This window comes from Streptomyces sp. BR1 (assembly GCF_052373795.1).
In the GTDB taxonomy this organism is placed as follows: Bacteria; Actinomycetota; Actinomycetes; order Streptomycetales; family Streptomycetaceae; genus Streptomyces.
This window is the reverse complement of sequence record NZ_CM126252.1, coordinates 5,087,087-5,112,764: the sequence shown is the minus strand read 5'-3', so window position 1 is coordinate 5,112,764 and position 25,678 is coordinate 5,087,087. Positions and strand designations below refer to the sequence as shown.

General features: G+C 72.9%; 25 protein-coding genes and 1 other RNA gene. 11 read left to right on the top strand and 15 right to left on the bottom strand.

The window, feature by feature from the left end; all coding sequences use genetic code 11:
- Positions 1–33: 33 nt before the first annotated feature.
- A complete protein-coding gene (locus tag ACT1U9_RS22235) occupies positions 34–678 on the bottom strand; it encodes a TetR/AcrR family transcriptional regulator (protein WP_444534427.1) in 645 nt (214 codons plus the stop codon).
- Positions 679–891: 213 nt separating this feature from the next.
- On the opposite strand from ACT1U9_RS22235, the gene ddaH reads away from it, so the two are divergent.
- On the top strand, positions 892–1,734 hold the full coding sequence (gene ddaH, locus ACT1U9_RS22230; protein ID WP_444534426.1) for a dimethylargininase: 843 nt from the start codon (positions 892–894) through the stop codon (positions 1,732–1,734).
- A gap of 212 nt (positions 1,735–1,946) precedes the next feature.
- On the opposite strand, the gene ACT1U9_RS22225 is transcribed toward ddaH, so the two are convergent.
- Together ACT1U9_RS22225 and ACT1U9_RS22220 are read right to left on the bottom strand one after the other, a co-directional pair.
- Positions 1,947–2,936, bottom strand: a complete 990-nt coding sequence (locus tag ACT1U9_RS22225) for a small ribosomal subunit Rsm22 family protein (protein ID WP_444534425.1) — start codon at positions 2,934–2,936, stop codon at positions 1,947–1,949.
- Between the two features lie 9 nt (positions 2,937–2,945).
- Positions 2,946–4,238, bottom strand: coding sequence for a multidrug effflux MFS transporter (locus ACT1U9_RS22220; protein WP_444534424.1), 1,293 nt, complete (start codon positions 4,236–4,238; stop codon positions 2,946–2,948).
- Positions 4,239–4,381: 143 nt separating this feature from the next.
- On the opposite strand from ACT1U9_RS22220, the gene ACT1U9_RS22215 reads away from it, so the two are divergent.
- Together ACT1U9_RS22215 and ACT1U9_RS22210 are read left to right on the top strand one after the other, a co-directional pair.
- Positions 4,382–5,149: an SDR family oxidoreductase gene (locus ACT1U9_RS22215; RefSeq protein WP_444534423.1), complete on the top strand. Its 768-nt coding sequence runs from the start codon at positions 4,382–4,384 to the stop codon at positions 5,147–5,149.
- A gap of 273 nt (positions 5,150–5,422) precedes the next feature.
- Entirely contained in the window at positions 5,423–6,283 is an 861-nt protein-coding gene (locus tag ACT1U9_RS22210) for a PhzF family phenazine biosynthesis protein (protein WP_444534422.1), read from the top strand.
- A gap of 7 nt (positions 6,284–6,290) precedes the next feature.
- Here ACT1U9_RS22210 and ACT1U9_RS22205 read toward each other — a convergent pair whose 3' ends face one another.
- The 5 genes from ACT1U9_RS22205 to ACT1U9_RS22185 form a co-directional block, all read right to left on the bottom strand.
- Positions 6,291–6,614 (bottom strand): nuclear transport factor 2 family protein, encoded by a 324-nt coding sequence (locus ACT1U9_RS22205; RefSeq protein ID WP_444534421.1) that lies wholly within the window; start codon positions 6,612–6,614, stop codon positions 6,291–6,293.
- Between the two features lie 51 nt (positions 6,615–6,665).
- Positions 6,666–8,000, bottom strand: coding sequence for a sensor histidine kinase (locus tag ACT1U9_RS22200; protein WP_444534420.1), 1,335 nt, complete (start codon positions 7,998–8,000; stop codon positions 6,666–6,668).
- Positions 7,997–8,623 carry a hypothetical protein gene (locus tag ACT1U9_RS22195; RefSeq protein ID WP_444534419.1) on the bottom strand — a complete coding sequence of 209 codons (627 nt, stop codon included), beginning with the start codon at positions 8,621–8,623 and terminating at the stop codon, positions 7,997–7,999. Before ACT1U9_RS22195 ends, ACT1U9_RS22200 begins: the two co-directional genes overlap by 4 nt.
- Before the next feature lie 186 nt (positions 8,624–8,809).
- Positions 8,810–9,209, bottom strand: an RNA gene (gene rnpB / locus ACT1U9_RS22190) — RNase P RNA component class A.
- A gap of 64 nt (positions 9,210–9,273) precedes the next feature.
- Positions 9,274–10,710, bottom strand: a complete 1,437-nt coding sequence (locus ACT1U9_RS22185) for an RNB domain-containing ribonuclease (protein ID WP_444534418.1) — start codon at positions 10,708–10,710, stop codon at positions 9,274–9,276.
- A gap of 345 nt (positions 10,711–11,055) precedes the next feature.
- On the opposite strand from ACT1U9_RS22185, the gene yaaA reads away from it, so the two are divergent.
- Positions 11,056–11,856 carry a peroxide stress protein YaaA gene (yaaA, locus tag ACT1U9_RS22180; protein WP_444534417.1) on the top strand — a complete coding sequence of 267 codons (801 nt, stop codon included), beginning with the start codon at positions 11,056–11,058 and terminating at the stop codon, positions 11,854–11,856.
- 61 nt (positions 11,857–11,917) lie between these two features.
- Positions 11,918–12,532, top strand: a complete 615-nt coding sequence (gene eda, locus ACT1U9_RS22175) for a bifunctional 4-hydroxy-2-oxoglutarate aldolase/2-dehydro-3-deoxy-phosphogluconate aldolase (protein ID WP_444534416.1) — start codon at positions 11,918–11,920, stop codon at positions 12,530–12,532.
- Between the two features lie 117 nt (positions 12,533–12,649).
- Here eda and ACT1U9_RS22170 read toward each other — a convergent pair whose 3' ends face one another.
- The 3 genes from ACT1U9_RS22170 to ACT1U9_RS22160 are packed head-to-tail and all read right to left on the bottom strand — an operon-like array spanning position 12,650 to position 15,464.
- A complete protein-coding gene (locus tag ACT1U9_RS22170) occupies positions 12,650–13,888 on the bottom strand; it encodes a bifunctional RNase H/acid phosphatase (protein WP_444534415.1) in 1,239 nt (412 codons plus the stop codon).
- Positions 13,888–14,631: a zinc ribbon domain-containing protein gene (locus tag ACT1U9_RS22165; RefSeq protein WP_444539219.1), complete on the bottom strand. Its 744-nt coding sequence runs from the start codon at positions 14,629–14,631 to the stop codon at positions 13,888–13,890. The genes ACT1U9_RS22170 and ACT1U9_RS22165 overlap by 1 nt, the downstream gene beginning before the upstream one ends.
- Complete coding sequence (locus ACT1U9_RS22160) at positions 14,628–15,464, bottom strand: Nif3-like dinuclear metal center hexameric protein (protein ID WP_188277869.1); 837 nt, start codon at positions 15,462–15,464, stop codon at positions 14,628–14,630. Before ACT1U9_RS22160 ends, ACT1U9_RS22165 begins: the two co-directional genes overlap by 4 nt.
- Positions 15,465–15,724: 260 nt before the next feature.
- Here ACT1U9_RS22160 and ACT1U9_RS22155 point away from each other — a divergent pair, with 260 nt between their 5' ends.
- Entirely contained in the window at positions 15,725–16,834 is a 1,110-nt protein-coding gene (locus ACT1U9_RS22155) for a hypothetical protein (RefSeq protein ID WP_444534414.1), read from the top strand.
- Between the two features lie 81 nt (positions 16,835–16,915).
- Positions 16,916–17,074: a hypothetical protein gene (locus ACT1U9_RS22150; protein ID WP_444534413.1), complete on the top strand. Its 159-nt coding sequence runs from the start codon at positions 16,916–16,918 to the stop codon at positions 17,072–17,074.
- Between the two features lie 74 nt (positions 17,075–17,148).
- Here the strand turns inward: ACT1U9_RS22150 and ACT1U9_RS22145 are convergent, their stop codons facing one another.
- Genes ACT1U9_RS22145 through ACT1U9_RS22135 form a run of 3 tightly spaced genes read right to left on the bottom strand, consistent with a single transcriptional unit; the run spans position 17,149 to position 20,095 of the window.
- Entirely contained in the window at positions 17,149–18,090 is a 942-nt protein-coding gene (locus ACT1U9_RS22145) for a 3-oxoacyl-ACP reductase (protein ID WP_444534412.1), read from the bottom strand.
- A gap of 31 nt (positions 18,091–18,121) precedes the next feature.
- Positions 18,122–19,198 (bottom strand): Zn-dependent alcohol dehydrogenase, encoded by a 1,077-nt coding sequence (locus ACT1U9_RS22140; RefSeq protein WP_444534411.1) that lies wholly within the window; start codon positions 19,196–19,198, stop codon positions 18,122–18,124.
- A 42-nt stretch (positions 19,199–19,240) separates the two neighbouring features.
- Positions 19,241–20,095: a MaoC/PaaZ C-terminal domain-containing protein gene (locus ACT1U9_RS22135; protein ID WP_444534410.1), complete on the bottom strand. Its 855-nt coding sequence runs from the start codon at positions 20,093–20,095 to the stop codon at positions 19,241–19,243.
- 412 nt (positions 20,096–20,507) lie between these two features.
- Between ACT1U9_RS22135 and ACT1U9_RS22130 the strand changes: the two genes are divergently transcribed.
- From ACT1U9_RS22130 to ACT1U9_RS22115, 4 genes are all read left to right on the top strand, one after another.
- Positions 20,508–21,446 carry an ABC transporter ATP-binding protein gene (locus ACT1U9_RS22130; protein WP_444534409.1) on the top strand — a complete coding sequence of 313 codons (939 nt, stop codon included), beginning with the start codon at positions 20,508–20,510 and terminating at the stop codon, positions 21,444–21,446.
- Positions 21,447–21,485: 39 nt separating this feature from the next.
- On the top strand, positions 21,486–22,211 hold the full coding sequence (locus tag ACT1U9_RS22125; protein WP_444534408.1) for an ABC transporter permease: 726 nt from the start codon (positions 21,486–21,488) through the stop codon (positions 22,209–22,211).
- Positions 22,212–22,359: 148 nt separating this feature from the next.
- Positions 22,360–23,493, top strand: a complete 1,134-nt coding sequence (locus ACT1U9_RS22120) for a sensor histidine kinase (protein WP_444539218.1) — start codon at positions 22,360–22,362, stop codon at positions 23,491–23,493.
- A 30-nt stretch (positions 23,494–23,523) separates the two neighbouring features.
- On the top strand, positions 23,524–24,129 hold the full coding sequence (locus ACT1U9_RS22115) for a response regulator (RefSeq protein WP_444534407.1): 606 nt from the start codon (positions 23,524–23,526) through the stop codon (positions 24,127–24,129).
- Between the two features lie 3 nt (positions 24,130–24,132).
- Here the strand turns inward: ACT1U9_RS22115 and ACT1U9_RS22110 are convergent, their stop codons facing one another.
- Positions 24,133–25,566 (bottom strand): MFS transporter, encoded by a 1,434-nt coding sequence (locus tag ACT1U9_RS22110; protein ID WP_444534406.1) that lies wholly within the window; start codon positions 25,564–25,566, stop codon positions 24,133–24,135.
- Positions 25,567–25,678 lie beyond the last annotated feature (112 nt).

Sequence of the window (25,678 nt, the reverse complement as noted above, 5' to 3'; positions counted from 1 at the left end):
CCGCGCCGAGGCCGTACCCCCCATCCCGGGGCCTCAGCGAGGGGCCAATCCGCGCAGGGCGTACTCGACGACGGTGTCCGCGTAGGCGTGCGTGAGCGGGAGCGTACGCAGCAGCCAGCGGTGGGAAAGCGGTCCGACCAGCAGTTCCAGGGCCGTACGCGGGTCGACATCGGCCCGTACCTCGCCCGCGTCCTGGGCCGCCCGCAGCCGGTCCACGTACAGCCGGAGTTGCGGTTCGAGCAGTTGCTGGACGAACTGGGCGCCCAGTTCCGCGTCGACGACGCCCTCGGCCGCGAGCGCGCGGTAGGGCGCCTCGGTCGCGGTGTCGTTGAGCTCGTCGACGGTGGCGCGCAGCACCAGCTTGAGGTCGGCCTCCAGGTCCCCGGTGTCGGGCAGCGACACCTCGCCCTGGACGGCCTGGTGGCTGAGGTCGACGAACGCCTCAAGGAGGACCGCCGCCTTCGAGGGCCACCAGCGGTAGATGGTCTGCTTGCCGACCCCGGCGCGGGCGGCGATGCCCTCGATCGTGGTCTTGGCGTATCCCGTCTCGCCCACCAGGGAGAGCGCGGCGTCGTAGATCGCGCGCCGCGAGCGCTCGCTGCGGCGGGCGGAGTCGGGCGCCTTGCCGCTCCCGCTCGCCGCTGTCGCCCCTGTCCCCGCCTGCCCCTTGTTCGCCATGGCGCGGATCCTAGCGCCATCGAGGCGAAACGTATCGTCTCCGACGTGGGGCGTTCGCATGGATGTCAAGGGGCGCGCGCGGGGCAACAGTGCGTTACGCGGCGAAAAACACCCGGATGGATCACTGCGCGAACGCCCGACACGACGCACCATGGGCTGACCACGCCCGCAGCCGCGGCGCGTGCGGCCGAAGTCGTCCGTGAGGAGCCCTCATTGCTCAGTGAGACCCGTGACCTCCGCGCACCCCGAGTCGCCAGACCCCGGCGCTATCTGATGTGCCCACCGGCACACTTCAAGGTCACGTACTCCATCAATCCCTGGATGGATCCCGCCAAGCCCGTCGATCTGCCGCTGGCCCTGGCCCAGTGGGAGGACCTGCGGGACCGCTACCGGGCGCTCGGCCACACCGTCGAGCTGCTCGACCCACGCCCCGATCTGCCCGACATGGTCTTCGCCGCCAACGGGGCCACCGTCATCGACGGCCGGGTCCTCGGCGCCCGCTTCGCCCACCCCGAACGGGAGGCGGAGGCCGAGGCCCATCTGGACTGGTTCCGTACGCACGGCTTCACCGAGATCCACGAGCCGGCCCACATCAACGAGGGCGAGGGCGACTTCGCCGTCACCGCGTCCTATCTGCTGGCCGGGCGCGGCTTCCGGTCCAGCCCGCTGTCGCACGACGAGGCCCAGGAGTTCTTCGGGCGCCCGGTGATCGGGCTCGATCTCGTCGACCCGCGCTACTACCACCTCGATACGGCCCTGTGCGTCCTCGACGACTCGGCGGACGAGATCATGTACTACCCCGGCGCGTTCTCCCCCGGCAGCCGTGCCGTGCTCGCCCGGCTGTTCCCGGACGCGGTGATCGCGTCTGAGGAGGACGCGGCCGCGCTGGGGCTGAACGCGGTGAGTGACGGACATCATGTGCTGTTGCCCCAGGGCGCGTTGGGGCTGTTCTCGTCCCTGCGGGAGCGCGGCTTCGTTCCCGTGGGGATGGACCTGGGTGAGCTGCTCAAGGGCGGCGGCAGCGTGAAGTGCTGCACGCAGGAGCTGCGGGCCTGAGGTTCGGCTGCGGACCGTGCGTGGCCGGTCGCGCAGTTCCCCGCGCCCCTTAAGGCCATCGTTCGCGTGCGGACCGTGCTGGGTTGCTCGCGCAGTTCCCCGCGCCCCTAGGTATTGAGGGGCGCGGGGAACTGCGCGACAAGCCCCCACCGGTCCGCAGACGAAGCACCCGGCCGCCCGCCAAGGGCTTTAGGGAAGGGGCGGGGTGGGGCCTACTCGGCCGGAGGCCACGCGTCGCCCCAGTCCGCGTCCCGGGCCGCGCGGTACAGGGGGCCGTGCCGCTTCGTGACCGTGTCGCGGCGCAGCACCTCCTCCACCGTGCACAGGTCGAGCAGAACCTGCCCCTTGCGGATCTGGGGCCGCCGGACGACCCGGTTCACGGCGGGCACAGCGGGCACACGCACAGCCGCCACATAGCTGAACTTCTCGTCCTCGTACGCCAGCGACCCGCCCTTGACCTGCCGATGCAGGGACGACCGGCTGACCCGGGCCGAGAAGTGGCACCAGTCCTTGCCCGGCTCGATGGGACAGGCCGCGCTGTGCGGGCAGGGCGCGGCGATAGCGAACCCGGCCGCGATCAGCCGGTCCCGCGCCTCGATGATCCGGGCGTACCCGTCGGGCGTACCGGGCTCGACGATGACCACGGCACCGGTCGCGGCACGCGCGGCGGCGTCCACGAGTGCCTGGCGGTCCTGGACGGTCAGCTCGTTCAGGACGTACGAGACGGTGATGAGATCGGTCTCCGACAGGTCCAGCGCCGTACCGATCCGCGCGCGCTCCCAGCGGACCGCCCGCAGCACGGGGATCCCGGACGCGTCGGCGAGTTCGCGGCCGATCGCGAGCGCGGGCTCGGCCCAGTCCAGGACCGTGGTGGCGGGCTCCCACGCCTCGGCGACCGCCCAGCTCGCCGCGCCCGTACCGCCGCCGATGTCGGTGTGGGTGGCGGGGGCCCAGTCGGGGGCCGCGTCCTGGAGGGCGGCGAGGGCGGACCGTACGGCCTCGAAGGTCGCGGGCATGCGGTACGCGGCGTACGCGGCCACGTCGGAGCGGTCGCGCAGCACCGGGGCGTGGGTCTGGGTGGCACCCCGGTAGTTGGCGATCAGCCGGTCGACGGCCTGCGCGGCCTGCGACGGCGGCAGCCCGTCGAGCAGTCCGGCGAGGGCGGAGCGCAGGGCTTCCGGGACAGGCACGTTCTCGTTCACCTGGGGATTCTACGGTCGCGGCGCGGCCTCGGACGCGCGCCGCCAGGGGCGGCACAGCAGCAGGAAGCAGAGCAGCGCGGCGACGCCCGAGGCGAGTTGGACGACCGCCATCGGGACCGCCGTGGCCTCGCCCGCGATGCCGACCAGCGGGGACGCCACCGCGCCGATCAGGAACGACGAGGTGCCGAGCAGCGCGGAGGCGGAGCCCGCCGCGTGCGGGGTGCGCATCAGGGCCTGGGCGGTGGTGTTGGGCGTGGCCATGCCCATCGCCGACATCAGCACGAACAGCCCGGCCGCGACCGGCGCGAGCCCGGGCCGCCCGAACACGCCGGACGTCATCACGAGCAGCGCCGCCGCCGCGAGCACGACCACGCCCAGGGCGCAGCCGAGCACCTTGTCGAGGCTGACCCGGCCGACCAGCAGCTTGCCGTTGATCTGCCCGGCGGCGACCAGGCCGACCGAGTTGAGCCCGAAGAGGAGGGAGAAGGTCTGCGGCGAGGCCCCGTAGATCTCCTGGATCACGAACGGGGAGGCCGAGATGTACGCGAAGAGCGCGGCGAAGGCGAGGCCGCCGGCCAGCATGTACCCGGTGAAGACGCGGTCGCGGAGCAGCCCGCCCATGGTGCGCAGCGCCTCGCCGACCCCGCCCTCGTGCCGCCGCTCGGGCGGCAGCGTCTCACCGAGGAACTTCCAGACGAAGAGCGTCAGCAGCAGTCCGACGACGGTCAGGACCACGAACACCCCGCGCCAGTCGGTGAGCCGCAGCACCTGGCCGCCGATGAGCGGGGCGACCACGGGCGCGGCGCCGGAGATCAGCATCAGCGTGGAGAAGAACCGGGCCATCTCGACGCCGTCGTACAGATCGCGCACCACGGCCCGCGCGATGACGATGCCCGCCGCGCCCGCCAGCCCTTGGAGCAGCCGGAACGCGATGAGCAGCCCTGCGTCGGGGGCGAACGCGCAGACGGCGGTGGCCAGCACGTACACGACCATGCCGATGAGCAGCGGCCGCCGGCGCCCCCACTTGTCGCTCATCGGCCCGACCACCAGCTGGCCGAGCGCCATGCCCGCCAGGCACGCGGTGAGGGTGAGCTGGACGGTGGCGGCGGGCGCGTGCAGCGCGCCGGTGACCTCCGGCAGCGCGGGCAGGTACATGTCCATCGACAGCGGCGGGAGCGCGGTGAGCCCGCCGAGGACGAGGGTGACGAGGAGAGAGGCACGGCGGGCTGCGGCGCCCGCCGCCGTGGGAGCGGACGTCGGTGCCGGTATGTGTCCTTCGGTGGCCTGCCCGGGCTCCGCCATGGTGTCTCCTTGTTGCCGTTTCAAGTACCCATGCTCTCAGCCGGGCGGGGGTGCTCGACACCACCGCGTACGCGTCATCTGGTCGCGACCACATCGCGGACGACACCGTCCGAGGCGCGGACCGCTCCCGTACGCTCGCGCCCATGAACGCATCCGCAGCAGCGCGCAAGACCGCCGTCGTCACCGGCGCCGGCTCCGGCATCGGCCGCTCCGTGGCGCTCACCCTGGCCGCCGCGGGCTGGTCGGTGGCGCTGGCGGGCCGCCGGGCGGAGACCCTGGCGGAGACCGCCGAACTGGCCGGCCCGGACGCGTCCGTCCTCGTGGTCCGTACGGACGTGACCTCGCCGGACGAGGTCGCGGCCCTGTTCACGGCCGTACGGGACCGGTTCGGGCGGCTCGACCTCCTCTTCAACAACGCGGGCACGTTCGGGCCGGGCGGGGTCGCGGTGGAGGACCTGGCGTACGAGGCGTGGCGGCACGTCGTCGACACCAACCTCAACGGGGCGTTCCTGTGCGCGCAGGCGGCGTTCCGGCAGATGAAGGAGCAGGTGCCGCAGGGCGGGCGGATCATCAACAACGGGTCGATCTCGGCGCATGTGCCGCGGCCGAACTCGGTGGCGTACACGGCGACGAAGCACGCGATGACCGGCCTTACCAAGTCGCTCTCCCTGGACGGGCGTCCGTACCGGATCGCCGTCGGGCAGATCGACATCGGGAACGCGGCGACGGATATGACTTCCGCGATGACCTCCGGCGTGCGGCAGGCCAATGGCTCGCTTTCGGTCGAGCCGGTGATGGACGCGGCGGATGTGGCCCGGACGGTCCTTCACATGGCGGAGCTGCCGCTGGAGGCGAACGTCCAGTTCGCGACGGTGATGGCTACGACGATGCCGTACATCGGGCGGGGCTGAGTTCCCCACCCCGCCCCTTCCCGAAAGCCCTGGGCGGGCGGCCGGGTTCTTCGTCTGCGGGTCGGTGGGGGTTGCTCGCGCAGTTCCCCGCGCCCCTAACCCGCCGCCGCTGTGGGCATGCGTGCCGCCGGGGCTGGGGGTCCCCCTGCTCCTTAAGAGCTTGGGGGAGGGTGGGCACGCGGCGCCCCCGTTCCCGCCGGGCTGCGCAACCCCCGCTCTGACCTCGGCCCCGCCCCGGGAATTCCGCACCCCCGCCCGGAGTTGATCGCGGACATGACCGACGTGCTGCGTTACACCGCCTTCTCCCAGGACCCCGCCGGAGGCAACCCCGCCGGGGTCGTCCTCGATGCCGCCGGACTCGACGATGCCGACATGCTCGCGATCGCCGCCGAGCTCGGATACAGCGAGTCCGCGTTTCTGACCGAGCCCCCCGAAGGGCTGGGCGGTGAGCCCGGGCGGGCGTTCACCATCCGGTACTTCAGCCCCAAGGCCGAGGTCCCGTTCTGCGGGCACGCGACCGTCGCGACCGCGGTGGCGCTGGGCGAGCGGATCGGCCCCGGGGAGCTGGTGTTCGCGACACGCGCCGGCACGGTCCCGGTGACCGTCGCCGAGGACGGCGGCACCCTGCGCGCCACCCTGACCAGCGTCGAGCCGCACACGGAGGATGTCTCCCCCGACGACCTCACCGAGGCGCTGGCGGCGCTCGACTGGCCCGAAGAAGACCTGGACTCGGCCTTCCCGCCCCGCATCGCGTTCGCGGGCGCCCGGCACCTCGTACTCGCCGCCGCCAGCCGCGAACGCCTCGCCGACCTCGCGTACGACTTCGACCGGCTCGCCGCGCTGATGCGGCGGCTCGACCTCACGACGGTGCAGTTGGTGTGGCGCGCGTCGGACACGGTCTTCCACGTCCGCGACCCGTTCCCGGTCGGCGGGGTCGTCGAGGACCCGGCGACGGGCGCGGCGGCGGCCGCCTTCGGGGCGTATCTGCGCGAACTCGCCCTGGTCCCCGAGGAGTCGGTGCTCACGCTGCACCAGGGCGACGACCTGGGCCGCCCCGGCGTCCTGACGGTGACGCTCCGGACGGGCGACCCGCGCGTGCACGTGGGCGGCGCGGGCACCCGTATCCCGGCGTGACCCGGGCTTACGCCTGCCCGGTCTCGAAGCGGCTGACCTTGCCGTCGTCGACGTTGAACCGCCAGGCCGTCCGCATCTCGCCCCAGGTGTCGTTGCGGTAGTTGGCGACCAGCGAGCGGCCGTCCGAGCTCTGCGTCTCGATGTCCATGTGCCCGCCCGAGGAGAAGATCTCCCGCTCGGTCCAGTCGGCGACATCCCGGTCCGACCCGTCGTCGGACATGGTGGCGCCCGGGCTGAGGGCGGCCTGGAAGGCGGCGCGGTCGCCCGAGTTGAGCGCGCCCACGAAGGCCCGGACGGCCGGGTCGTTGAGCTTGTCCAGCGCGATGGTCATGTGCCGTCTCCTTCGGTGTTCTCCACGGGGTACGGGTCGGCGAGACCCCCCTCAGCTCACCTCATCCCCGCCCACCCCGCCACCGGACCCGGCGTCGTCCGGCACCGGCAGCCGCAGGGTGGTGAGCGCGCCCCCGTCCGGCGCGTTGGCGAAGTGCGGGGCGATGCCGAGGACGCGGGCCTGGCCCGCCACGATGGTGAGGCCCAGACCGTGGCCCTTGCCCCGGCCCGGGTCGCCGGTGCGGAAGCGCTGCGGGCCGCGCGCCACCAGGTCGGGCGGATAGCCGGGACCGTGGTCGCGCACGACGACCACCGGGCCGTCGACGGTCACGGTCACCGGCGGCGCCCCGTGCCGATGGGCGTTGACGACCAGGTTGGCGATCACCCGGTCGAGCCGCCGCCGGTCGGTACGGACGCGTGCGTCGCGTACGACCCGGACCTCGCACTCCAGACCCGTCGCCCGCACCGCCCGCCCGACCAGCTCCCCCAGCTCGTGCTCGGCGAACTCGGCCTTCTCGGCCCCGGCGTCGAGGCGGGAGATCTCCAGCAGGTCCTCGGTGAGGGTGTGCAGCGCGCGCAGCCGGTCGTTGATCATCTCCTTGGGGCGGCCGTCCGGCAGCAGCCCGGCGGCGGCGAGCATGCCGGTCAGCGGGGTGCGCAGCTCATGGGCGACGTCGGCGGTGAACCGCTTCTCCGCCTCAAGCCGCTGTTGCAGCGACTCGGCCATCGAGTCGAGCGCGACCGCCACCGCCTTGACCGCGTCGTGCTCGGCGCCCTTGCCGCCCGCCGGGATCCCGGTGCGTACGTCCAGGTCGCCCTCGGTGATCCGGCGCGCGACGGCGGCGGTGTGGCCGAGGCGGCGGCTGATCCTGGTGGCGAAGTACGTGCCCGCGAGCGTCACGCTGCCCGCCGCGAGCGCCGCCGAGCCGAGGATCGCGGTGTCCATCTGGCGCAGATGGTCGCGGGTGCTCTCGTACGGGACCCAGCGCGCCAGCACATGGCCACCGGCGGGCGCGGCCGCCCACATGACGGCGCCGCCGCGCAGCTCCCCGACCATGACCCCTCGGTCCCCGCGCTCGGCCAACTTCCGTAGCGGTTCCGGTAGTTGAGGCGGATCGAGCTGAACATCCCGGCCGGTGGTGTCGGTCCCGTACGAGAAGTCCTTCAGCGCGGCGTCGAGACCCTGCCGGGCCTCCTTGCGCACTTCCTCGACCCGCTGCCGGGTGAGGGCGTTGTGGACGAGTACGCCGAGGATCGCGGCGACGGCGCAGGAGACGGCGGTGACGGTGAGGGCGATCTTCCAGCGGAGGCTGTGGGTCCAGGCGGGCCGCAGCCGCTCGGCCCAGCGGGCCCGGGTCCCCGCCTCCTCGGGACCCCCGCCGGTCACCGCTCCCCGCCCTGGCCGGTGCACGGGACCCCGGACACTTCCTTGAGCGCCCGGCAGGTGTCGAGCTTGAGCTCGCGCAGGGCGATCATGTGGCCGTCCCACACATAGTGCGAGACGTACACATACGCGTCGTTGGACGTCGGCTCGCGCACGGCGAGGTGCCCGGCGGTGACCTCGACGCCCTCCAGGATCGCGCGGCGCGAGAACACCCGGGTGACGGTGCCGCCCGCCGCGCTGTACACCCGCATCTCGCTCAGCCGCCCGTCGATGTCGACGGCGGTGATCAGCTCGGCCTTGCCGTCGCCGGTCAGATCGCGCAGCTCGGGCGGGCGCATGGGGCAGTCGGCGGGTCCGGAACAGGCGGCCATCCGCTCGGCGGCCCGCCGGTCCACCAGCCGCCCGACGCCGCGGTCCACCTTCTCGGTGGCGGCCAGGTCGGCCTTGACGACGGCGAGCGCGTCGGCGTCGCGCATGTCACCGGAGGGCACGGCCGCCACCCCGGGCACGGCGTACGGCTTCCCGCGCTGCTGCTCGGCCCCGGCCGGCGAGGGCACGACCCCGGGCCACAACGGCTCGGGCGGCGCCACCTTCGCGGCGACCCCGTCCCGATGCAGCCCTTCCACGTCGGCACACCCGCCGAGTGCAAGGGCGACGGCGCACAGAAGGAGCCCGCGTCCTCGCCGCCGCACGGACCACCTCCTCCGCAAGCCACTGGTGGCCCCATGATCGCGGCTGTGGCGCGTACGCGCGCCCGGAAGGGGAGACGGGGCCGGGGAGGAAAGCGGGCGCGGCCCCGGCGGGCTGAACGGCAGACGAGCCGGCCTGTACGCCGGGTTCTGTCGCCCGGTCGCCTCGCGGCGGCCGGGGAGACGGCCATCCATCTAGGACCGGCGTTGCCGCCGGCCTCGTGCGGTCTACCCGCGGACTCGGGCGGGCAGCCCTCGAACGTCCGCGCAGGAGCACCAGGGTGCTCCCTCTTGACCTTGCTCCGGGTGGGGTTTACCTAGCCGCCTGAGTCACCCCAGGCGCTGGTGGTCTCTTACACCACCGTTTCACCCTTACCGAGGACCGAGGTCCCCGGCGGTCTGTTCTCTGTGGCACTGTCCCGCGGGTCACCCCGGGTGGGCGTTACCCACCACCCTGCCCTGTGGAGCCCGGACGTTCCTCGGGAGGATCCGAGGATCCCCACGCGGCCGTCCGGCCGACTCGTCTGCCGTGGTGACCATGCTACCCGTGATCATCACGCGCACGGCTCACCGGTTCGTGGCCGCGCTCACGCCGGGGCGAACTGGACCTTCGAGGTGCCCGGGTCGGCCTGGGTGAGGCGGACCCGAAGACGTTCGCCCAGGGGCAGAGGGGCGGTGCCCTCTACGCGGGCGACGACGGCCGGATCGGTCAAGTGGACTGTGCCGGTGGCCGGTTCGTCGTCCCTCACGTCCACCACCGTCGCGTCGAAGACCTCGCCGACACGGTCCTTGAGGAGGGCCGCCTCGACGAGGTCGACGGACTCGCGCTCGACCGTGTTGGCCTTGCGGGCGCCCTCGGCCATCTCCTTCGGCAGGGCGTCGAGGGCGGTGAGGACCCAGTCGGGCACGTCGGCGGCGGCCACGGCGGCGAGGCAGATCTCGGTGGCGTAGCGGTCCACGAGGCGGCGCAGCGGAGCCGTGCAGTGGGTGTACTCGTCGGCCACGGCCGCGTGGATCGCCGGGTCGGGGACGCGGCCGCCGGTGAACACCGTGTAGCCCGCGCCCCGCAGCAGCGCGGTGCACTCCTGGAGGAAGGCCGCGTGGTGGGGTTCGCGCGGGTCGAGTGAGCGGACGACCTGGGCGTACGGGACGTGGTGCGGCCAGTCGATGTGGAGCGCCTGGGCGGAGCGCCGCAGCCGGGCCACCGCGCCGTCGGGGGCGCTCGGGAGCGTACGCAGGATGCCCGTGCCGTACGTCAGCATCAGGTCGGCGGCGGCCATTCCGGTGAGCAGGGAGATCTGGGCGTTCCAGCCGTCGGCGGGCAGGGGGGCGCGGTACTCCAGGCCGTAGTGGCCGTCGCGCTCCACGATCTCCTGCTCGGGGACGTTGAGGGAGATGCCGCCCCGGGCGACCTCCTGCCGCTCGCGCAGCAGCCCGACGTCCTTGAGCAGTGCGACCGGCTCCTCGGCGGTGCCGTCGTCGATGCGGCGCTGCACCGTGTCGTAGTCGAGTTTGGCGCGGCTGCGGACGAGGGCGCGTTCGACGTGGGTCGCGCTCTGGCGCCCGTCGGCGTCGAGGTCGATGGTCCATACGACGGCGGGGCGCGTCTCGCCGGGCAGCAGGCTGGCCGCGCCTTCGGAGAGTACGGGTGGGTGCAGCGGGACGCGTTCGTCCGGGAAGTAGAGCGTGTTCACCCGGCGGTGGGCCTCCTTGTCCAGGGGGCCGCCGGGGTCGACGAACGCGGCGACGTCCGCGATCGCGTAGTGCACGCGGTAGCCGCCTTTGGCGCGGCGGGCCAGGTGCATGGCCTGGTCCAGGTCCATCGAGGTGGGTGGGTCGACGGTGAAGAAGGGGAGGTCGGTGGCGTCGCGGACGGGTCGGTGGGGGGTGGTGGCCGCGCGCTCGGCCTCGGCGAGGACGTCGTGGGGGAAGTCCTCGTTTACGCCGAGCCCGGCGCGGATGTCGCGCAGCGCCGCCCGCAGCGGGTCGGCTGCGCCGGTCATACGGAGGTGACGGCGGGGCATGTGCCGAGCGTAGGCCGCGGCGGCGGTTGCCGCCTGCGGCGGGCGATTCCCCACCCCGCCCCTTCCCGAAAGCCTCCGGCGGATGTCGTTCGTCTGGCCGCCGGTGGGGGCTTGTCGCGCAGTTCCCCGCGCCCCTAGGTAGTCAGGGGCGCGGGGCTGTGTCGATTTGCGGCTCCGCCGCGTGGGCGCGAGCAACCCAGCACGATCCGCGGACAAACGGGGGTGCAGGGGCCGCAGGCCCCGCCAAGGGGTCCGGGGGCGTAGCCCCCGGGAAACCACCCTCACCCCGTAACCTGGGCGGCGGGGCCGCACCCCCTCCCCCGTACACACCCGCAAGGAGAACCCGTGCTCGTGCTGCTGCCGCCCTCCGAAGGCAAGGCCGACGGAGGGCGTGGGGCGCCGCTCAAGGCCGAGGGGCTGTCGCTGCCGGATCTGGCCGACGCCCGCGCCGCCGTCCTCGACGAGCTCGTCGAGCTGTGCCTCGCCGACGAGGACAAGGCCAAGGGCGTACTCGGGCTCAGCGAGGGGCTGCGAGGCGAAGTCGGCAAGAATGCCGCGCTGCGGACCGCCGGCACCCGCCCCGCCGGCGAGATCTACACCGGCGTCCTCTACGACGCCCTCGGCCTCGCCACCCTCGACGCGAAGGCCAAGCGCCGCGCCGCCCAGTCGCTGCTCGTCTTCTCCGGGCTCTGGGGAGCCGTCCGCACGGGCGACCGCATCCCCTCCTACCGCTGCTCGATGGGCGTGAAGCTGCCGGGCCTCGGCGCCCTCGGGACGTACTGGCGCGGCGTCATGGACCCCGTCATGACCGACGCGGCCGGGACCGGGCTCGTCCTCGACCTGCGCTCCGCCGCGTACGCCGCCGCCTGGAAGCCGAAGGGCGAGGTGGCCGGGCGGACCGCGACCGTACGCGTACTGCACTCGCAGATCGTCGACGGCGTCGAGAAGCGTTCGGTCGTCAGCCACTTCAACAAGGCCACGAAGGGGCGGATCGTGCGGGATCTGCTCCTCGCCGGGGCGACGCCCGCCGACCCGGCGGAGCTGGTGGATGTGCTGCGCGGACTCGGTTACGTGGTGGAGTGCGCGGCCCCCGCAAAGGCGGGCAAGGCCTGGGCATTGGATGTTGTTGTGGAGCAGATCCACTAACCCTGTTGCGCAGGGTGCAACGCTCGTTGCACCCTGCGATCCCGCCGGGCACGATGCCCGTATGACCTCTGTCCTGGACCTCGCCCCCGTCGTCCCCGTCGTCGTCCTGAACGACGCCGCCGACGCCGTCCCGCTCGCGCGGGCGCTGGTGGCGGGCGGGCTGCCGGCGATCGAGGTCACCCTGCGTACGCCCGCCGCGCTGGACGCGATCCGGGCGATCTCGGCGGAGGTGCCGGGGGCCGTGGTGGGGGCGGGGACGGTCGTCTCGGCCGCAGGTGTCGATGACGCCGTGGCCGCGGGGGCCCGGTTTCTCGTCAGTCCCGGGTGGACCGACTCGCTCCTCGACGCGATGACCTCGTCCGGGGTCCCGTTCCTGCCAGGGGTCGCCACCGCGTCCGAGGTGGTGGCGCTGCTCGAACGCGGGGTGGGTGAGATGAAGTTCTTCCCCGCGGAGGCTGCCGGCGGCACCGCGTTTTTGAAGTCCCTCGCCGGGCCGCTCCCCGGCGCGCGGTTCTGCCCCACGGGGGGCATATCGCTCGCCTCGGCCCCTGACTATCTGGCGCTGCCGAATGTGGGGTGCGTCGGGGGTACGTGGATGCTCCCCGGCGACGCGATCGCTGCGCGGGACTGGGCGCGGGTCGAGTCCCTTGCCCGCGAGGCGGCGGCGCTCCGCTAGGGGTACGGGATCAGGTGCGGTCGTTCGCGTGCGGACCGTGCTGGGCTGGTCGCGCGGTTCCCCGCGCCCCTGAATGCCCAGGGGCGCGGGCAAACCGCTCAGCTCAGGGAAAAACCCTCAGCGCAAATGCGACGTATCGTTCAGCAGTCGCACCGACGCGTTGCCGTCCCCGTAATACGCCACCGCCGACACCGACGCCGCCGACAGTTCCATCCGGAACAGCGACTCCGGCGGGGCGCCCAGGGCGAGGCGGATCAGGGTCTTGACCGGGGTGACATGGGTGACGAGCAGGACCGTACGGCCCTCGTACGCCGACAGCAGGCGGTCACGAGCGGAAGAGACGCGGCGCGACACCGACGCGAAGCTCTCGCCGTCGCCCGTGGGCGCGGCCTTCGGCGAGGCGAGCCACGCGTCGAGGTCGTCCGGGTAGCGCTCGCGCACCTCGGCGAAGGTCAGGCCCTCCCACGCCCCGAAGTCCGTCTCGCGCAGGCCCTCCTCGACCCGTACCTCCAGGCCGAGGCGCGCGGCCACGGCCGCCGCCGTCTCGCGGCAGCGGCGCAGCGGGGACGTGACGATCGCCTGGATCGTGCCCCGGGCCGCCAGCGCGGCAGCCACCTGCTCGGCCTGGCGGCGGCCCGCCGCCGACAGTTCCGGGTCGGTCCCGCCGCTGCCGGAGAAACGCTTCTCGGGGGTCAGCGCGGTCTCGCCGTGCCGCAGGAGCACGAACGTGGTGGGCGTGCCCATGTCGGGAGCGCTCCACCCCGCCGTCGGGGCCGTACCCGAACTCCGGGCGGGGGCCGGGACGGTGGCGACCGGAGCGGCCGACGCCAGCGCCGCCCGCGCCTTCGCCGCACCCGCCGCCGCGTCCCCGACGACCCGGGCCGCGCCCGCGTCCGAGGACGTGGAGGACAGGGCCGCCATGGACGCCGACGGCTCCCACTGCTTGCCCCGCTTGCCCGCGTCCATCGCCTCGTTGGCGAGCCGGTCCGCGTGCTTGTTCTGCTCGCGCGGGATCCACTCGTACGTGATCTGCCCGGGCGGCAGGATCCGCCCGGCCTCGGCGGCGAGCGGCTTCATGTCGGGGTGCTTGATCTTCCAGCGGCCCGACATCTGCTCGACGACCAGCTTGGAGTCCATCCGGACCCGGACCTTCGCGTCCGGGTCCAGGGCCTTCGCCGCCTTGAGCCCGGCGATCAGGCCCTTGTACTCGGCGACGTTGTTGGTCGCGACGCCGATGTACTCCGCCGCCTCGGCCAGCGTCTCGCCCGTCGCCGGGTCGAGGACCACCGCGCCGTACCCGGCCGGACCCGGGTTGCCCCGGGAGCCGCCGTCGGCCTCGACAACGAACTGCCGCACTACAGGCCCGACTCCGACGTACGGACCAGGATGCGGCTGCAGTTCTCGCACCGCAGCACGGTGTCCGGCGACGCCGCCCGGACCTCGGCGACCTCGGTGATGTTGAGCTCCAGACGGCAGCCCTCGCACCGGCGCTGGTAGAGCCGGGCCGCGCCGACGCCGCCCTGCTTCTCGCGCAGCTTGTCGTAGAGCTTCAGCAGGTCGGCCGGGATCACCTCGGCGACGACCGCGCGCTCCTTGGCCACCTCGGCGGCCTCGGCGTCGAGCTCCTTGGTGGCGGCGTCGCGGCGGGCGGTGGCGTCGTCGGTCTTCGACTGGACGGAGGAGACCCGCTCGGTCAGCTCGGCGACCCGCTCCTGCGCGGACTCACGGCGCTCCATGACCTCCAGGACCACGTCCTCCAGATCGGCCTGGCGCTTGGCCAGCGAGGCGATCTCGCGCTGGAGGGACTCCAGGTCCTTGGGGGACGAGACGGCGCCCGAGTCCAGGCGCTGCTGGTCGCGGGCGGCGCGCTGGCGGACCTGGTCGACGTCCTGCTCGGCCTTGGTCTGCTCGCGGGAGGTGTCGCTCTCCTCCGTCTGCGCGGCGACCAGCAGGTCGCGCAGCTGCGTGAGGTCCTTGTTCAGCGAGTCGATCTCGGCGTGCTCGGGCAGCGACTTCCGCTTGTGCGCGAGCTGCGACAGGCGTACGTCGAGGGCCTGTACGTCGAGGAGGCGGATCTGGTCGGCGGGCGCGGCGTTCAGTTGGGGGCTCCAGAAGAGTGGTGGGATGACCAGGGGTCGGTGACCGTCTTCGAGACGTGGACCCGCAGGTCCCAGCCATGGCGGTCGGAAATCTCGTCGAGCTGGGCGGCCGCCTGCTCGCACCAGGGCCACTCGGTGGCCCAGTGGGCGGCGTCGACCAGGCCCAGGGAAGTGTGCTGGGTCGCCTCCGACACCGGGTGGTGGCGCAGGTCGGCCGTGAGGAAGACGTCGGCTCCCGACGCCCGTACGGCGTCGAAGAGGCTGTCGCCCGAGCCTCCGCTGACCACGACCGTCTTGACCTGGGCCTCGACGTCGCCCGCGACCCGCACGCCCTGCGCGGTGGCGGGCAGGTGGGCGGCGGCGTGCGCGGCGAACTCGCCGAGCGTCATGGGGTGGTCGAGCTCGCAGATCCGGCCGAGGCCCCGACGGCCCGAGGGGTCGGACGCGTCCGGCACGAGCGGACCCACGACCCGCAGGTCCAGGGCGCCCGCGAGGGCGTCGGAGACGCCCGGGTCGGCGGTGTCGGCGTTGGTGTGGGCGACGTGCAGGGCGATGTCGTTCTTGATCAGGGTGTGCACGACCCGGCCCTTGAAGTGGCCGGCCGCGACGGTCGTCGTCCCGCGCAGGTAGAGCGGATGGTGGGTGACGACCAGGTCGGCGCCGAGCTTCACGGCCTCGTCCACGATCTCCTGTACGGGGTCGACGGCGAACAGCACGCGCCGGATCTCCGTGTCGGGGTCGCCGCAGACGGTACCGACCGCGTCCCATCCCTCGGCCCGCTCGGGGGGCCAGAGAGCGTCGAGCGCGGCGATGACTTCAGACAGACGGGGCACGGGGACAGGTTACCCGCGCTCCGCCCCCCGCCCACCATGGCTCCGGGATGGTTCCGGGCCGCCGCTTGACCAGGTGGCCGCGCGGGTCGCCCGGACCCGGGCCCCGAATACGCCTCCCGTACGCGCCTCCCCTTGCACACCCGCCGCCCGCCTCACAGCGAAATCGCCCGATGGCCATCCTTTGGTGTGAAGCGAGTCGTCTCGTGTTGTTCGGCTGGAAGTGCGAAAACTAGCTTCGTGGGCCGGAGGTGAGCCATCTCATGACTGCCTTGGCCATCGAGACCGCTGCCGGCGACGGCGCGGTCCGGCACTCGGAGTTCACGATCACCGCGGACGGCTCGTACGCGGCCCGTCTGGTAAGGGGCGAGGGGGCCGGGGACCGCTGGTTCCCGGAGCGGTGGACACTGGACGGGCCCGAGCCGTACGCGGTGCCGCTGCCCGGCAACCAGCCCGAGGAGCCCGACGCCTCGGTGCTGCCGATGGCGGACGGGCGGGTCCTGATCCACCGCCGCGTCGCCGACCGCGACGCCTTCGCCCTGCTCTACCCGACCGGCCCCGGCACCGGCGAGCTCGCCCTCGGCGCGGTCACCCCCGACACGCCCGGGCAGCACCTCACGCTGCTGCCCCCGTCCCCCGGCGGCAGCTGCGCGTATGCCCTCGCGGTCGGCCCGGACAGCACCGCGCTGTGGCTGGTGGCGGGCGGCTCCTTCGGCCCGGAGCGGATCGCCACCGTGAAGGGCCGCTGCTCGGGCGGCGTCTGGCTGGACCGTACGGGGCGCCTGCTCGCCCTGGACCGGGAGCTGGACGGGCGGACCAAGACGGTCGCGGTGGATCTGGAGCGCGGCGGCGAGGTGACCCCGCTGCTCCAGATCACCGAGGAGAGCGAGGACCGGCTGCTGCTCGGCGACCCGGACACCGGGCTGCTGCTGCTCCGCTCGGACGCCCCGGGCCACCACCGGCTCGGCTGGGGCGTGCTGGGGTCCACCCTGCCGGTGCGGTTCCCGGAGTGCCTGCGGCTGCCGGACGCGGCGGTCACGCCGTTCGCCGTGCAGCCCGGGCAGGTCCTGATGCCGGAGAGCTGCGCGGTGGCGCTGCGGATCGACGCGGCGGCCGGTACGTGGCTGGGGGTGTGGCGCCCGGCGGGGCGGCGGCTGCACCAACTGGCCGCGCCCGAGGGATGGTTGGCGGGCTCGGGCCTGTGGACCCGGGACGGTGTGCTGCGGCTGCCGTGCTCGACCGAGACGGCGGCGTGCTCGGTCGCCCGGCTCCCGGCACCCCCGGACGCACCGCGCCCCACCGCCGCACCACCGAAGCCGCAGGCCCCCCGACCCGTACCGCTTGCTCAGTCACCTCTGACGGGACGCACGTAGCCCTTGATCCATCGCCGGGGCCGCCTGGTTAAAATCCACGGCGAACGCAATAGGCGATCTACAACGGGGTGACAGCACCACATGTCCGAGACTTTGACCGCCGCGGCGGCCGCTGGCGCGGCGACGGACGATGACGGCCACGGCAAGCACCGGGGCGGCGCCGCCTCTACCGAGGAGTCGACCACCGAGGCGCACGGCCGTCACCGTCGGAAGGACGCCAGCGGAGGCGACCGAGGCTGACGGGATGGGGGCGCGGTGTTCGACTGCGGACCGTGCGTGGCTGGTCGCGCAGTTCCCCGCGCCCCTGCTGGGGCTCAACTCCGCTTGAGCCCCAGCACCTCCGCCGCCGCGAACGTCTCGTTCTCCGGGCGCTCCGCGTAGTACGGCGAGATCAGCTCGTCCAGTTCGCCGAACGAGAAGGTCTCCTTGGCCGCGTCGAACTTGGCGGCGACCTTGGGGCGTTCCACGATCGCGACCATGCCGCCGTGCACCACCATCAGCTGGCCGTTGACGCGGGCGGCCGCCGGGGACGCCAGATAGCCGACGAGCGGGGCGACGTGCTCGGGCGCCAGCGGGTCGAGCCGGCCCTCCCCCGGCTCCTCGAAGCCCGCGAAGACGTCCTCGGTCATCCGGGTCCGGGCCCGGGGGCAGATCGCGTTGGCGGTCACCCCGTACTTGGCGAGCGCCAGGGCCGTGGAGGTGGTGAGCCCCACGATCCCGCCCTTCGCGGCCGCGTAGTTGGGCTGTCCGGCAGACCCGGCGAGGAACGCCTCCGACGAGGTGTTGACGATCCGGCCGTAGACCGGCCCGCCCGCCGCCTTGGAGCGCTCGCGCCAGTGCGCGGCCGCGAAGTGGGTGGTGTTGAAGTGGCCCTTGAGGTGGACGTGGATCACCGAGTCCCACTCGGACTCGCTCATCGAGAAGATCATCCGGTCCCGCAGGATGCCCGCGTTGTTGACCAGGATGTCCAGTTTTCCGTAGGTCCTGATCGCCAACTCGACCAGTTCGCGCGCCTGTTGGTGGTCGGCGACGTCTCCCGTGTGGGCGACGGCCGAGCCGCCCGTCGCGCGGATCTCGGCGGCGACCTCCTCGGCGGGGGCGGCCGACGCCTCGCCGGAGCCGTCCCGGCCCGGCTGCCCGAAGTCGTTGACGACCACGGACGCGCCGAGCCGGGCGAGTTCGAGCGCCTCGGCCCGGCCCAGACCCCGCCCGGCGCCGGTGACGATCGCGCCGAGCCCTTCAAGTGGCAGTGCCATCGATCGACCGCGTCCTTTCGGATCGGAAGGATCAGAGGGTGATGCACGTACGCAGGGCCTCGCCCGTACGCATCTGGTCGAGCGCGTCGTTGACCGCGGCCAGCGGCACCCGGTGGGTGATCAGGCGCTCCAGGTCGATCCGGCCCGCCCGCCACAGCGCGATGGCCCGCTCGTAGGAGCGCAGCACATCGCCGCCGCCGTACATCGACGGCAGGATCCGCTTCTCGTCGAAGAACAGCTCGAACATGTTGAGCTGGAAGAAGTCGTCCATGGCACCCGCGCCGACCACGCACAGGGTGCCGCCGCGCCGGGTGGCGTCATAGGCGGTGCGGGCGGTGGCGGACTTGCCGACGACCTCGAAGACGTAGTCGAAGCCCTCGCCGGAGGTGATCCGCGCCTTGGCGTCGTCGAGTTCGCTCGGCGAGAGGGCTTCGGTCGCGCCGAAGGCGAGGGCCGCCTCGCGCCGGGACGCCACCGGGTCGACGGCCACGATCTGCGCCGCGCCCTGCACCTTCGCCCCCTGGATCGCCGAGATGCCGACCCCGCCGCAGCCGATGACGGCGACCGACGAACCGGCCGCCACCTGCGCGGTGTTGATGGCCGCGCCGAGCCCGGTGGTCACCCCGCACCCGACGAGCGCGGCGATCTCGTACGGAACGTCCTCGGGGATCGGGACCGCGCATCCGGCGTCGACCACGACCTCCTCGGTGAACGTCCCCGTACCCGCGAAGCCGAACACATCGCCGCCGGGGCGCTTGAAGTTGGGGGTGCCCGCGTTCATCAGCGAGGCGAGGCAGAGCTGGGTCTGGCCGCGTTTGCAGGACGGGCAGCTGCCGCACGCGGGCAGCCAGGACACCAGCACCCGGTCGCCGACGGCGAGCCCGGTGACGCCGTCGCCGACGTCGAGGATGTCGCCCGAGCCCTCGTGCCCGGGCACGAACGGCGCGGGCTGCGGCAGCACGCCGTTCATCGCGGAGATGTCGGAGTGGCACAGGCCGGTGGCCCGGATCCGGATCTTCACCTTGCCCGGGCCGAAGCCCACCGCCTCGACGTCGTCGAGCACATCGAGTTTGTCCTGGCCGATCTCGTGCAGTACGGCTGCGCGCATGGTGCGGCTCCCCTCTGATGACTGACCCGTGCGTGAGGCGGTTCAGATGTGTTCGACGACCGTGTCGGAGAGCACCGGCGCGTCGTCCCGCTCGACGGCCGTCACCGACACGTGGACGCGGCCCTGCTCCTGCCACATCCGTACGCGCAGGGTCTCGCCGGGGAAGACGACCCCGGTGAACCGGGTGGTGTACGAGCGGACGCGGCCCACCTCGCCGTCGAGCAGCGTGTCGACGACGGCCTTCAGCGTCATGCCGTACGTGCAGAGCCCGTGCAGGATCGGGCGGTCGAACCCGGCGAGCTTGGCGAAGTCGGGGTCGGCGTGGAGCGGGTTCCAGTCGCCGGAGAGCCGGTAGAGCAGCGCCTGGTCCTCGCGGACGGCCCGCTCGACGGTACGGTCGGGCGCGCGTTCGGGCTGCTCGACGCGCGCGGAGGGCCCTCGATCCCCGCCGAACCCGCCCTCGCCGCGCACGAAGATCTGGGCGTCGCTGGTCCACAACGGCCCGTCCCCGTCGGCGACTTCGGTACGCAGCACCAGGATCGCGGCCTTGCCCTTGTCGTGGACGGCGGCCACTTTGGAGGTGGAGACGGCCCGTCCGCGTACGGGAATCGGCCGGTGCAGCGTGATTCCTTGGCCGCCATGCAGAACGGCCGCGAGGTCGACGTCGATACCGGGCGCCGACAGCCCACCGACCACACCCATCCCGGCACCCGCGACGGTGGCGAAGGAGGGCAGCACATGCAGCCGGGACTCCAACGTGTAGCGCAGCTCGTCGGGATCGGTGGCAGGCACACCCGCACCCAGCCCCAAGTGATACAGCTGAACGTCCTTGTGCTCCCAGGCGATCTCGGTGGACCGGGGCTCGGCGGCGAGCGCCTGCGCTGCGTCGATGGGCATACCGGGCTGCTCCTTGGAGGTGAAAAGACCTCGGCGCGACCGTCCGCACCGTCGACCGCACCGAGGCCGTACGGGGACCGACCCCGGGCCGGTTCTAGAACGCGTTCTAGGGCTCGATGGCTCCCATGTATAACGCAGCACCCCGGGATTGGGAACACTTCTGACGCCACGTCAGGTCGGTTGCCTTTCAGGGGCGCGGGGCTGTGACATTTGCGGCTCCGCCGCGTGGGCGCGACAAGCCACGCACGGCCCGCAGCGCAACGACGGCCGTCTTTCGTCTTCGGGGGCGCGGGGAACTGCGCGAGCAACCCAGCACGGTCCGCAGCAAACAGCGCACTGGGACATTTGTCCCACGGAACCCCGTACAAGAACCTCTGCCCGGCAGGGAGGCCCACTTCGTACGGTCATAAGCATGACGCAGACATCACACCGCGCGGTCACCGTCACCGCCGTGGCGAAGGCATTCGGCCCCGTGCGGGCCGTCGACGGCATGGACCTCGACATCCGCAGGGGCGAAACCGTCGCCCTGCTCGGCCGCAACGGCGCCGGCAAGTCGACCACGATCGGCCTGCTGCTCGGGCTCGACGAGCCCGACGCGGGCGAGGTGAGACTCTTCGGCCGCACGCCGGAGGAGGCCGTACGCGCCGGCCTGGTGGGCGCGATGCTCCAGGAGGGCCAGCCCATCCCCCGCGTCACCGTCAGAGAGCTCGTCACGTTCGTCGCCTCGACCTACCCCGAGCCGATGCCCGTGGACGAGGCGCTCGCGCTCGCGGGGCTCACCGAGTCCGCGGACCGCCGGGTCGACCGGCTCTCCGGCGGCCAGGCCCAGCGCGTCCGCTTCGCGGTGGCGCTCGCCGGATCGCCCGCCCTGCTGGTCCTGGACGAGCCGACCGCCGCGCTCGACGTGGAGGCGCGCCGAGCGTTCTGGGAGTCGATGCGGGCGTACGCGGCCCGGGGCAACACCGTGCTGTTCTCCACCCACTACCTGGAGGAGGCGGACGACAACGCCGACCGGATCGTGGTCATCGACCAGGGCCAGATCGTCGCCGACGGCCCCGGCGAGCGGATCAAGCGGGCGGCGGGCGGCAGCCTGGTCTCCTTCGACCTGGCGGGCGGATCCGGCGCGCATCTGCCGACGCTGCCCGGCGTGGTCAGCGTGGAGGTGCGCGGCGACCGCGCCCTGCTGCGTACGGACGACTCGGACGCCACGGTCGTGGAGCTGGCGCGCCTCGGCGCGATACGCAACCTCGAAGTGGCCCCGGCGAGCCTGGAGGACGCGTTCCTCTCGCTCACCTCGGAGTTCGACTCCGACTCGCTGCGCCGCCTGCCGCCCCTCCTGTTCCGCGTCTGAACCGCTCCGCGTACGCAAGTCTGAAAGCGAGACCGTCCCATGCTCGACTACATCCTGCTCGAAGTGCGGCGGACCTTCCGCGATACCTCGTTCGTCGTCTTCGGCATCGGCATGCCCGTGCTGATGTATCTGCTCTTCACCAACATCGGCTCGGGGGGCGGCGATTCGGCCGACTGGAAGGTCGCGTCGATGGTCGGGATGGCGGCGTACGGCGCGCTCGGCGCGTCCCTGAACGGCGCCGCGGGCGTCGCGGCCGACAAGCACTTCGGCTGGCTGCGGCAGCTGCGGATCACCCCGATCGCCCCCTCCCGGGTGGTGACCGGCCGGGCGATCAGCGCCTCCGCGACCGTGCTGCCCGCGATCGCCGCGGTGTTCGCCGCGGGCGCGTTCGTCAACGGCGTACACCTGGCGCTGTGGCAGTGGGCGGCGCTCACGGCGCTGCTCTGGATCGGCGCCCTGCCCTTCACCTTCCTCGGGCTCGGCAACGGCTACCGGCTCACCCCGCAGGCCGTGGGCGTGATCAACCCGGCGTGTCTGGTGGGGCTCGCGGTGATCGGCGGACTGTGGTTCCCGGTCGACGCCTTCCCCGGCTGGCTCGCCTCCCTCGCCCGGTACACCCCGACCCACCGGTTCGCCGACCTCGGCTGGGCCGTCTCGCACGGCTCCGCGCCCGGCGCGGTAACGGTCGCGGTGCTCGGCGGCTGGCTGCTGGCGTTCGGCTCGTACGCCGTGTTCTCCTACCGACGGTCCGCAAGGACGGTATGAGCCAATGAACGGGGAGAAGAAGACAGTGGCGAAACTCCTGCCGGGACTGCCGAGACTGCCGGAGCTGCCGGAGCGAGCGCCCAGGCGCCGCAAGGGCGAGTGCCGCCGGGACGACGATCTCGCGGGCCCCCCGGCCAACGGCTACGCGATGCTGCCCTGGCTGCTGATGGGCCTCGGCTCGTTCTCCAACCTGGTCAGCGGCGAGACCCCGAACCCGTGGATCGGCGGCGCGGGCCTGCTCGCCTTCAACTCCCTCTACATCTCGGTCGTCTTCCGCGCCTTCGACAAGGAACGGCGCGAGACCCGGCAGACCTACGCGGCCCTCGCCGCGATGGGCGCCGTCACGTACGGCCTCGCGCTCGGCTACGGCGGCACCTGGCTGCTCTTCTTCCCGCTGCTCGCGCTCGCCTGCGGCGCGGTGCTGCGCAACCGGCGGCTCAGCGTCGTGATGGTCCTGCTGACCGTCTCGGTGAGCTCGATCTCCGGCATCCGCACGGGTGACCCGTGGGGCGACGTGACCATCGCGTACGGGACGTTCCTGTCCGGAATGGTGACGGCGGCGGTCCTCTCGCTCTCCCAGACCGTGCGCGAACTGCGCGACACCCGGCAGGAGCTGGCCCGCGCGGCGGTGGAGAAGGAACGTCTCCGCTTCTCCCGCGACCTGCACGACCTGCTCGGCCACACCCTCTCGGTGATCGTGGTGAAGTCGGAGGCGGCCCGCCGCCTCGCCCCGCGCGACCTGGAGGCGGCGCTCGGCCAGGTCGCCGACATCGAGTCGGTCGGCCGCCAGGCGCTCACCGAGATCCGCGAGGCGGTCACCGGCTACCGCGAGGGGAGCCTCGGCACCGAACTCGACCGGGCCCGCTCGGCGCTCATCGCGGCCGACATCGCCCCCGTCGTGCGCCAGTCGGGCCCGCCGCTGGCCAAGCAGACAGAAGCACTGCTCGGCTGGGTCGTACGGGAGGCGGTGACCAACGTCGTACGGCACAGCGGCGCGACCAAGTGCGAGATCGTGGTCGACGGCGCGCCCGAACGCGTACGGCTGAAGATCACGGACAACGGACGCGGCGTACCATCCCAACAGCCCGCCACCACCGCTCCACTGATCGGCGGTACGGGCCTGAAGGGTCTCACCGAACGCCTCGCGGCGGCCGGCGGCTCCCTCGACGCGGGCCCCGGACCGCGCGGCGGCTTCCAGGTCGCCGCCGAACTCCCGGTGGACCCGCTCGACGCCGAGCTCGAAGCCGAGCTGGAGACGGGACACGGGGCCGCACGGGGATGACGGTCCCCTGGGGATGATGGGGTGAACGGCATGATCAGAGTCCTGCTCGCCGAGGACCAGGGCATGATGCGCGGTGCTCTCGCCCTGCTGCTCGGGCTTGAGGAGGACATGGAGGTCGTCGCCCAGGTCGCGGCGGGCGACAAGATCGTCGAGACGGCGCTCACCGCCCGTCCCGACGTCGCCCTCCTCGACATCGAACTCCCGGGCCTGAGCGGCCTGGACGCGGCGGCGCAGCTGCGCGAGGAATGCCCCGACTGCCGGGTGCTGATCCTCACCACGTTCGGGCGGCCCGGGTATCTGCGCCGGGCCATGGAGGCGGGCGCGGCCGGGTTCCTCGTCAAGGACGGGCCGGTGGAGGACCTGGCCGAGGCGATCCGCCGGGCCCTGCGCGGCGAGACCGTCATCGACCCGGCGCTCGCCGCCGCTGCCCTGAGCGCGGGCGCCAACCCGCTCACCGCCCGCGAGGTGGACGTCCTGAACGCGTCGGTGGACGGCGCGACCGTCGCCGACATCGCGGGCAAGCTGCATCTGTCGGAGTCGACGGTACGCAACTACCTGTCGTCGGCGATCGGCAAGACCCAGACGCGCAACCGCATGGAGGCGGTGCGGGCGGCGAGGCAGCAGGGTTGGCTGTAGCCCTTACGGCTTGCGGGCCGTGCTCCTCGGCAGCCATACCAGCGCCACCACCATGCTCGCCATCAGCACGAATCCGCCGGTGCGGAAGGCGAGGGCGTAGCCGTCGGTGAGGGCGTCGGGGGTGAGCGAGGAGCCGGTGCGGGCGGCCGCGGCCGTCGACAGGGTGGCGAGGCCGAGCGCGCCGCCCATCGTGCGGGAGGTGTTGACGAGCCCGGAGACCAGTCCGGCCTCACCGGGCGCCGCGCCGGAGGTGGCGAGGGCGGCGAGCGGGGTGGTGGCGAGCCCGGCGCCCGTCATCATCAAGATGCCCGGCACCAGGATCGACATCCAGTACGGGTCGCCCGCCTGCATCGTGGACTGCCAGCCGAACCCGGCGGCGGCGATCAGCAGGGCGATGACGGTGAGGTTGCGCGTACCGGTCACCGGCATCAGGCGCGGGGCGAGCTTCGCGCCGAGGACGATGCTCAACGAGCTGGGAATCAGGGCGCATCCGGCGCCGAGCGGGGTGTAGCCGAGGACGTTCTGGGCGTACAGCGTCATGAAGTACCAGGTGCAGAAGGTCGCCGAACCGCAGGCGAACATCACGACGTTGGCGGACGAGACCGCTCTGATACGTAGCAGCCGCAGCGGCATCAGCGGTGCCGCCGCGCGCGCCTCCACCACCAGGAACGCGCCCAGCAGCGCGAGCCCGCCGAACAGCGGGGCCAGCGTCTCGGGCGCGGTCCAGCCCGCCTGTTCGGTCTGCACGATCCCGTACGCGAGGACGGCGAGGCCGCCGGTGACGAGGACGGCGCCGGGGAAGTCGAGGCGGTGGTGGGCACCGGCGCGGCTCTCCGTGATCCACAGCGCGGCGCCGGTGAGGACGAGGGCGCCGATGGGCACGTTGATGAGCAGGACCCAGCGCCAGGACAGGGTGTCGGTCAGTACGCCACCGACGAGCCCGCCCGCCGCGCCGCCGCCCGCGCCGACCGCCGCCCAGGTCCCTATGGCCCGGGTGCGGGCGGCGCCTTCGGGGACGGCGGCGGTGAGGATGGTGAGCGTGGACGGCGCGAGGACGGCGGCGCCGAGGCCCTGTACGCCGCGCGCGAGCAGCAGCTGCCACCCCTCCTGCGCGAGCCCGCCGGCGAGGCTGGCGGCGGTGAACAGGCCGAGCCCGACGAGGAACATGCGCTTGCGCCCGAACAGGTCCCCGGCGCGGCCGCCGAGGAGCATGAACCCGGCGTACGCGATGGAGTAGGCGTTGACCACCCACTGCAGCCCGGCCGGGGTCATCCCCAGGCCGGTCCGCATGGAGGGGAGAGCGACGTTGACGACGGACACATCGAGGACGACGAGGAATTGCCCGGCGCAGGCGGCGAGGAGTACGAGCCAGGTTCGGGCGGCGGGTGTGCGGGTGGGTATCTCGGTGTCTACGGACGCTTGGACCATGCGCGCCATGCTCGCAGCCGGGGGCAACTTTCCCCACCCCGCCCCTTCCCGAAAGCCCTTGGCGGGCCGCCGAGTTCGTCGCCTGCGGGCCGGTGGGGGCTGAGCGCGCAGTTCCCCGCGC

What these genes read in the sequence shown, in the direction of transcription:
- ACT1U9_RS22235 (WP_444534427.1), bottom strand. Translation starts at nt 678, where the DNA reads ATGGCGAACAAGGGGCAGGCGGGGACAGGGGCGACAGCGGCGAGCGGG.
- ACT1U9_RS22140 (WP_444534411.1), bottom strand. Translation starts at nt 19,198, where the DNA reads ATGCGCGCAGCCGTACTGCACGAGATCGGCCAGGACAAACTCGATGTG.
- ACT1U9_RS22130 (WP_444534409.1), top strand. Translation starts at nt 20,508, where the DNA reads ATGACGCAGACATCACACCGCGCGGTCACCGTCACCGCCGTGGCGAAG.
- ACT1U9_RS22115 (WP_444534407.1), top strand. Translation starts at nt 23,524, where the DNA reads ATGATCAGAGTCCTGCTCGCCGAGGACCAGGGCATGATGCGCGGTGCT.
- ACT1U9_RS22210 (WP_444534422.1), top strand. Translation starts at nt 5,423, where the DNA reads ATGACCGACGTGCTGCGTTACACCGCCTTCTCCCAGGACCCCGCCGGA.
- ACT1U9_RS22155 (WP_444534414.1), top strand. Translation starts at nt 15,725, where the DNA reads ATGACTGCCTTGGCCATCGAGACCGCTGCCGGCGACGGCGCGGTCCGG.
- ACT1U9_RS22145 (WP_444534412.1), bottom strand. Translation starts at nt 18,090, where the DNA reads ATGGCACTGCCACTTGAAGGGCTCGGCGCGATCGTCACCGGCGCCGGG.
- eda (WP_444534416.1), top strand. Translation starts at nt 11,918, where the DNA reads ATGACCTCTGTCCTGGACCTCGCCCCCGTCGTCCCCGTCGTCGTCCTG.
- ACT1U9_RS22120 (WP_444539218.1), top strand. Translation starts at nt 22,360, where the DNA reads ATGCTGCCCTGGCTGCTGATGGGCCTCGGCTCGTTCTCCAACCTGGTC.
- ACT1U9_RS22150 (WP_444534413.1), top strand. Translation starts at nt 16,916, where the DNA reads ATGTCCGAGACTTTGACCGCCGCGGCGGCCGCTGGCGCGGCGACGGAC.
- ACT1U9_RS22220 (WP_444534424.1), bottom strand. Translation starts at nt 4,238, where the DNA reads ATGGCGGAGCCCGGGCAGGCCACCGAAGGACACATACCGGCACCGACG.
- ACT1U9_RS22110 (WP_444534406.1), bottom strand. Translation starts at nt 25,566, where the DNA reads ATGGCGCGCATGGTCCAAGCGTCCGTAGACACCGAGATACCCACCCGC.
- ACT1U9_RS22205 (WP_444534421.1), bottom strand. Translation starts at nt 6,614, where the DNA reads ATGACCATCGCGCTGGACAAGCTCAACGACCCGGCCGTCCGGGCCTTC.
- ACT1U9_RS22215 (WP_444534423.1), top strand. Translation starts at nt 4,382, where the DNA reads ATGAACGCATCCGCAGCAGCGCGCAAGACCGCCGTCGTCACCGGCGCC.
- ACT1U9_RS22125 (WP_444534408.1), top strand. Translation starts at nt 21,486, where the DNA reads ATGCTCGACTACATCCTGCTCGAAGTGCGGCGGACCTTCCGCGATACC.
- ACT1U9_RS22185 (WP_444534418.1), bottom strand. Translation starts at nt 10,710, where the DNA reads ATGCCCCGCCGTCACCTCCGTATGACCGGCGCAGCCGACCCGCTGCGG.
- ACT1U9_RS22135 (WP_444534410.1), bottom strand. Translation starts at nt 20,095, where the DNA reads ATGCCCATCGACGCAGCGCAGGCGCTCGCCGCCGAGCCCCGGTCCACC.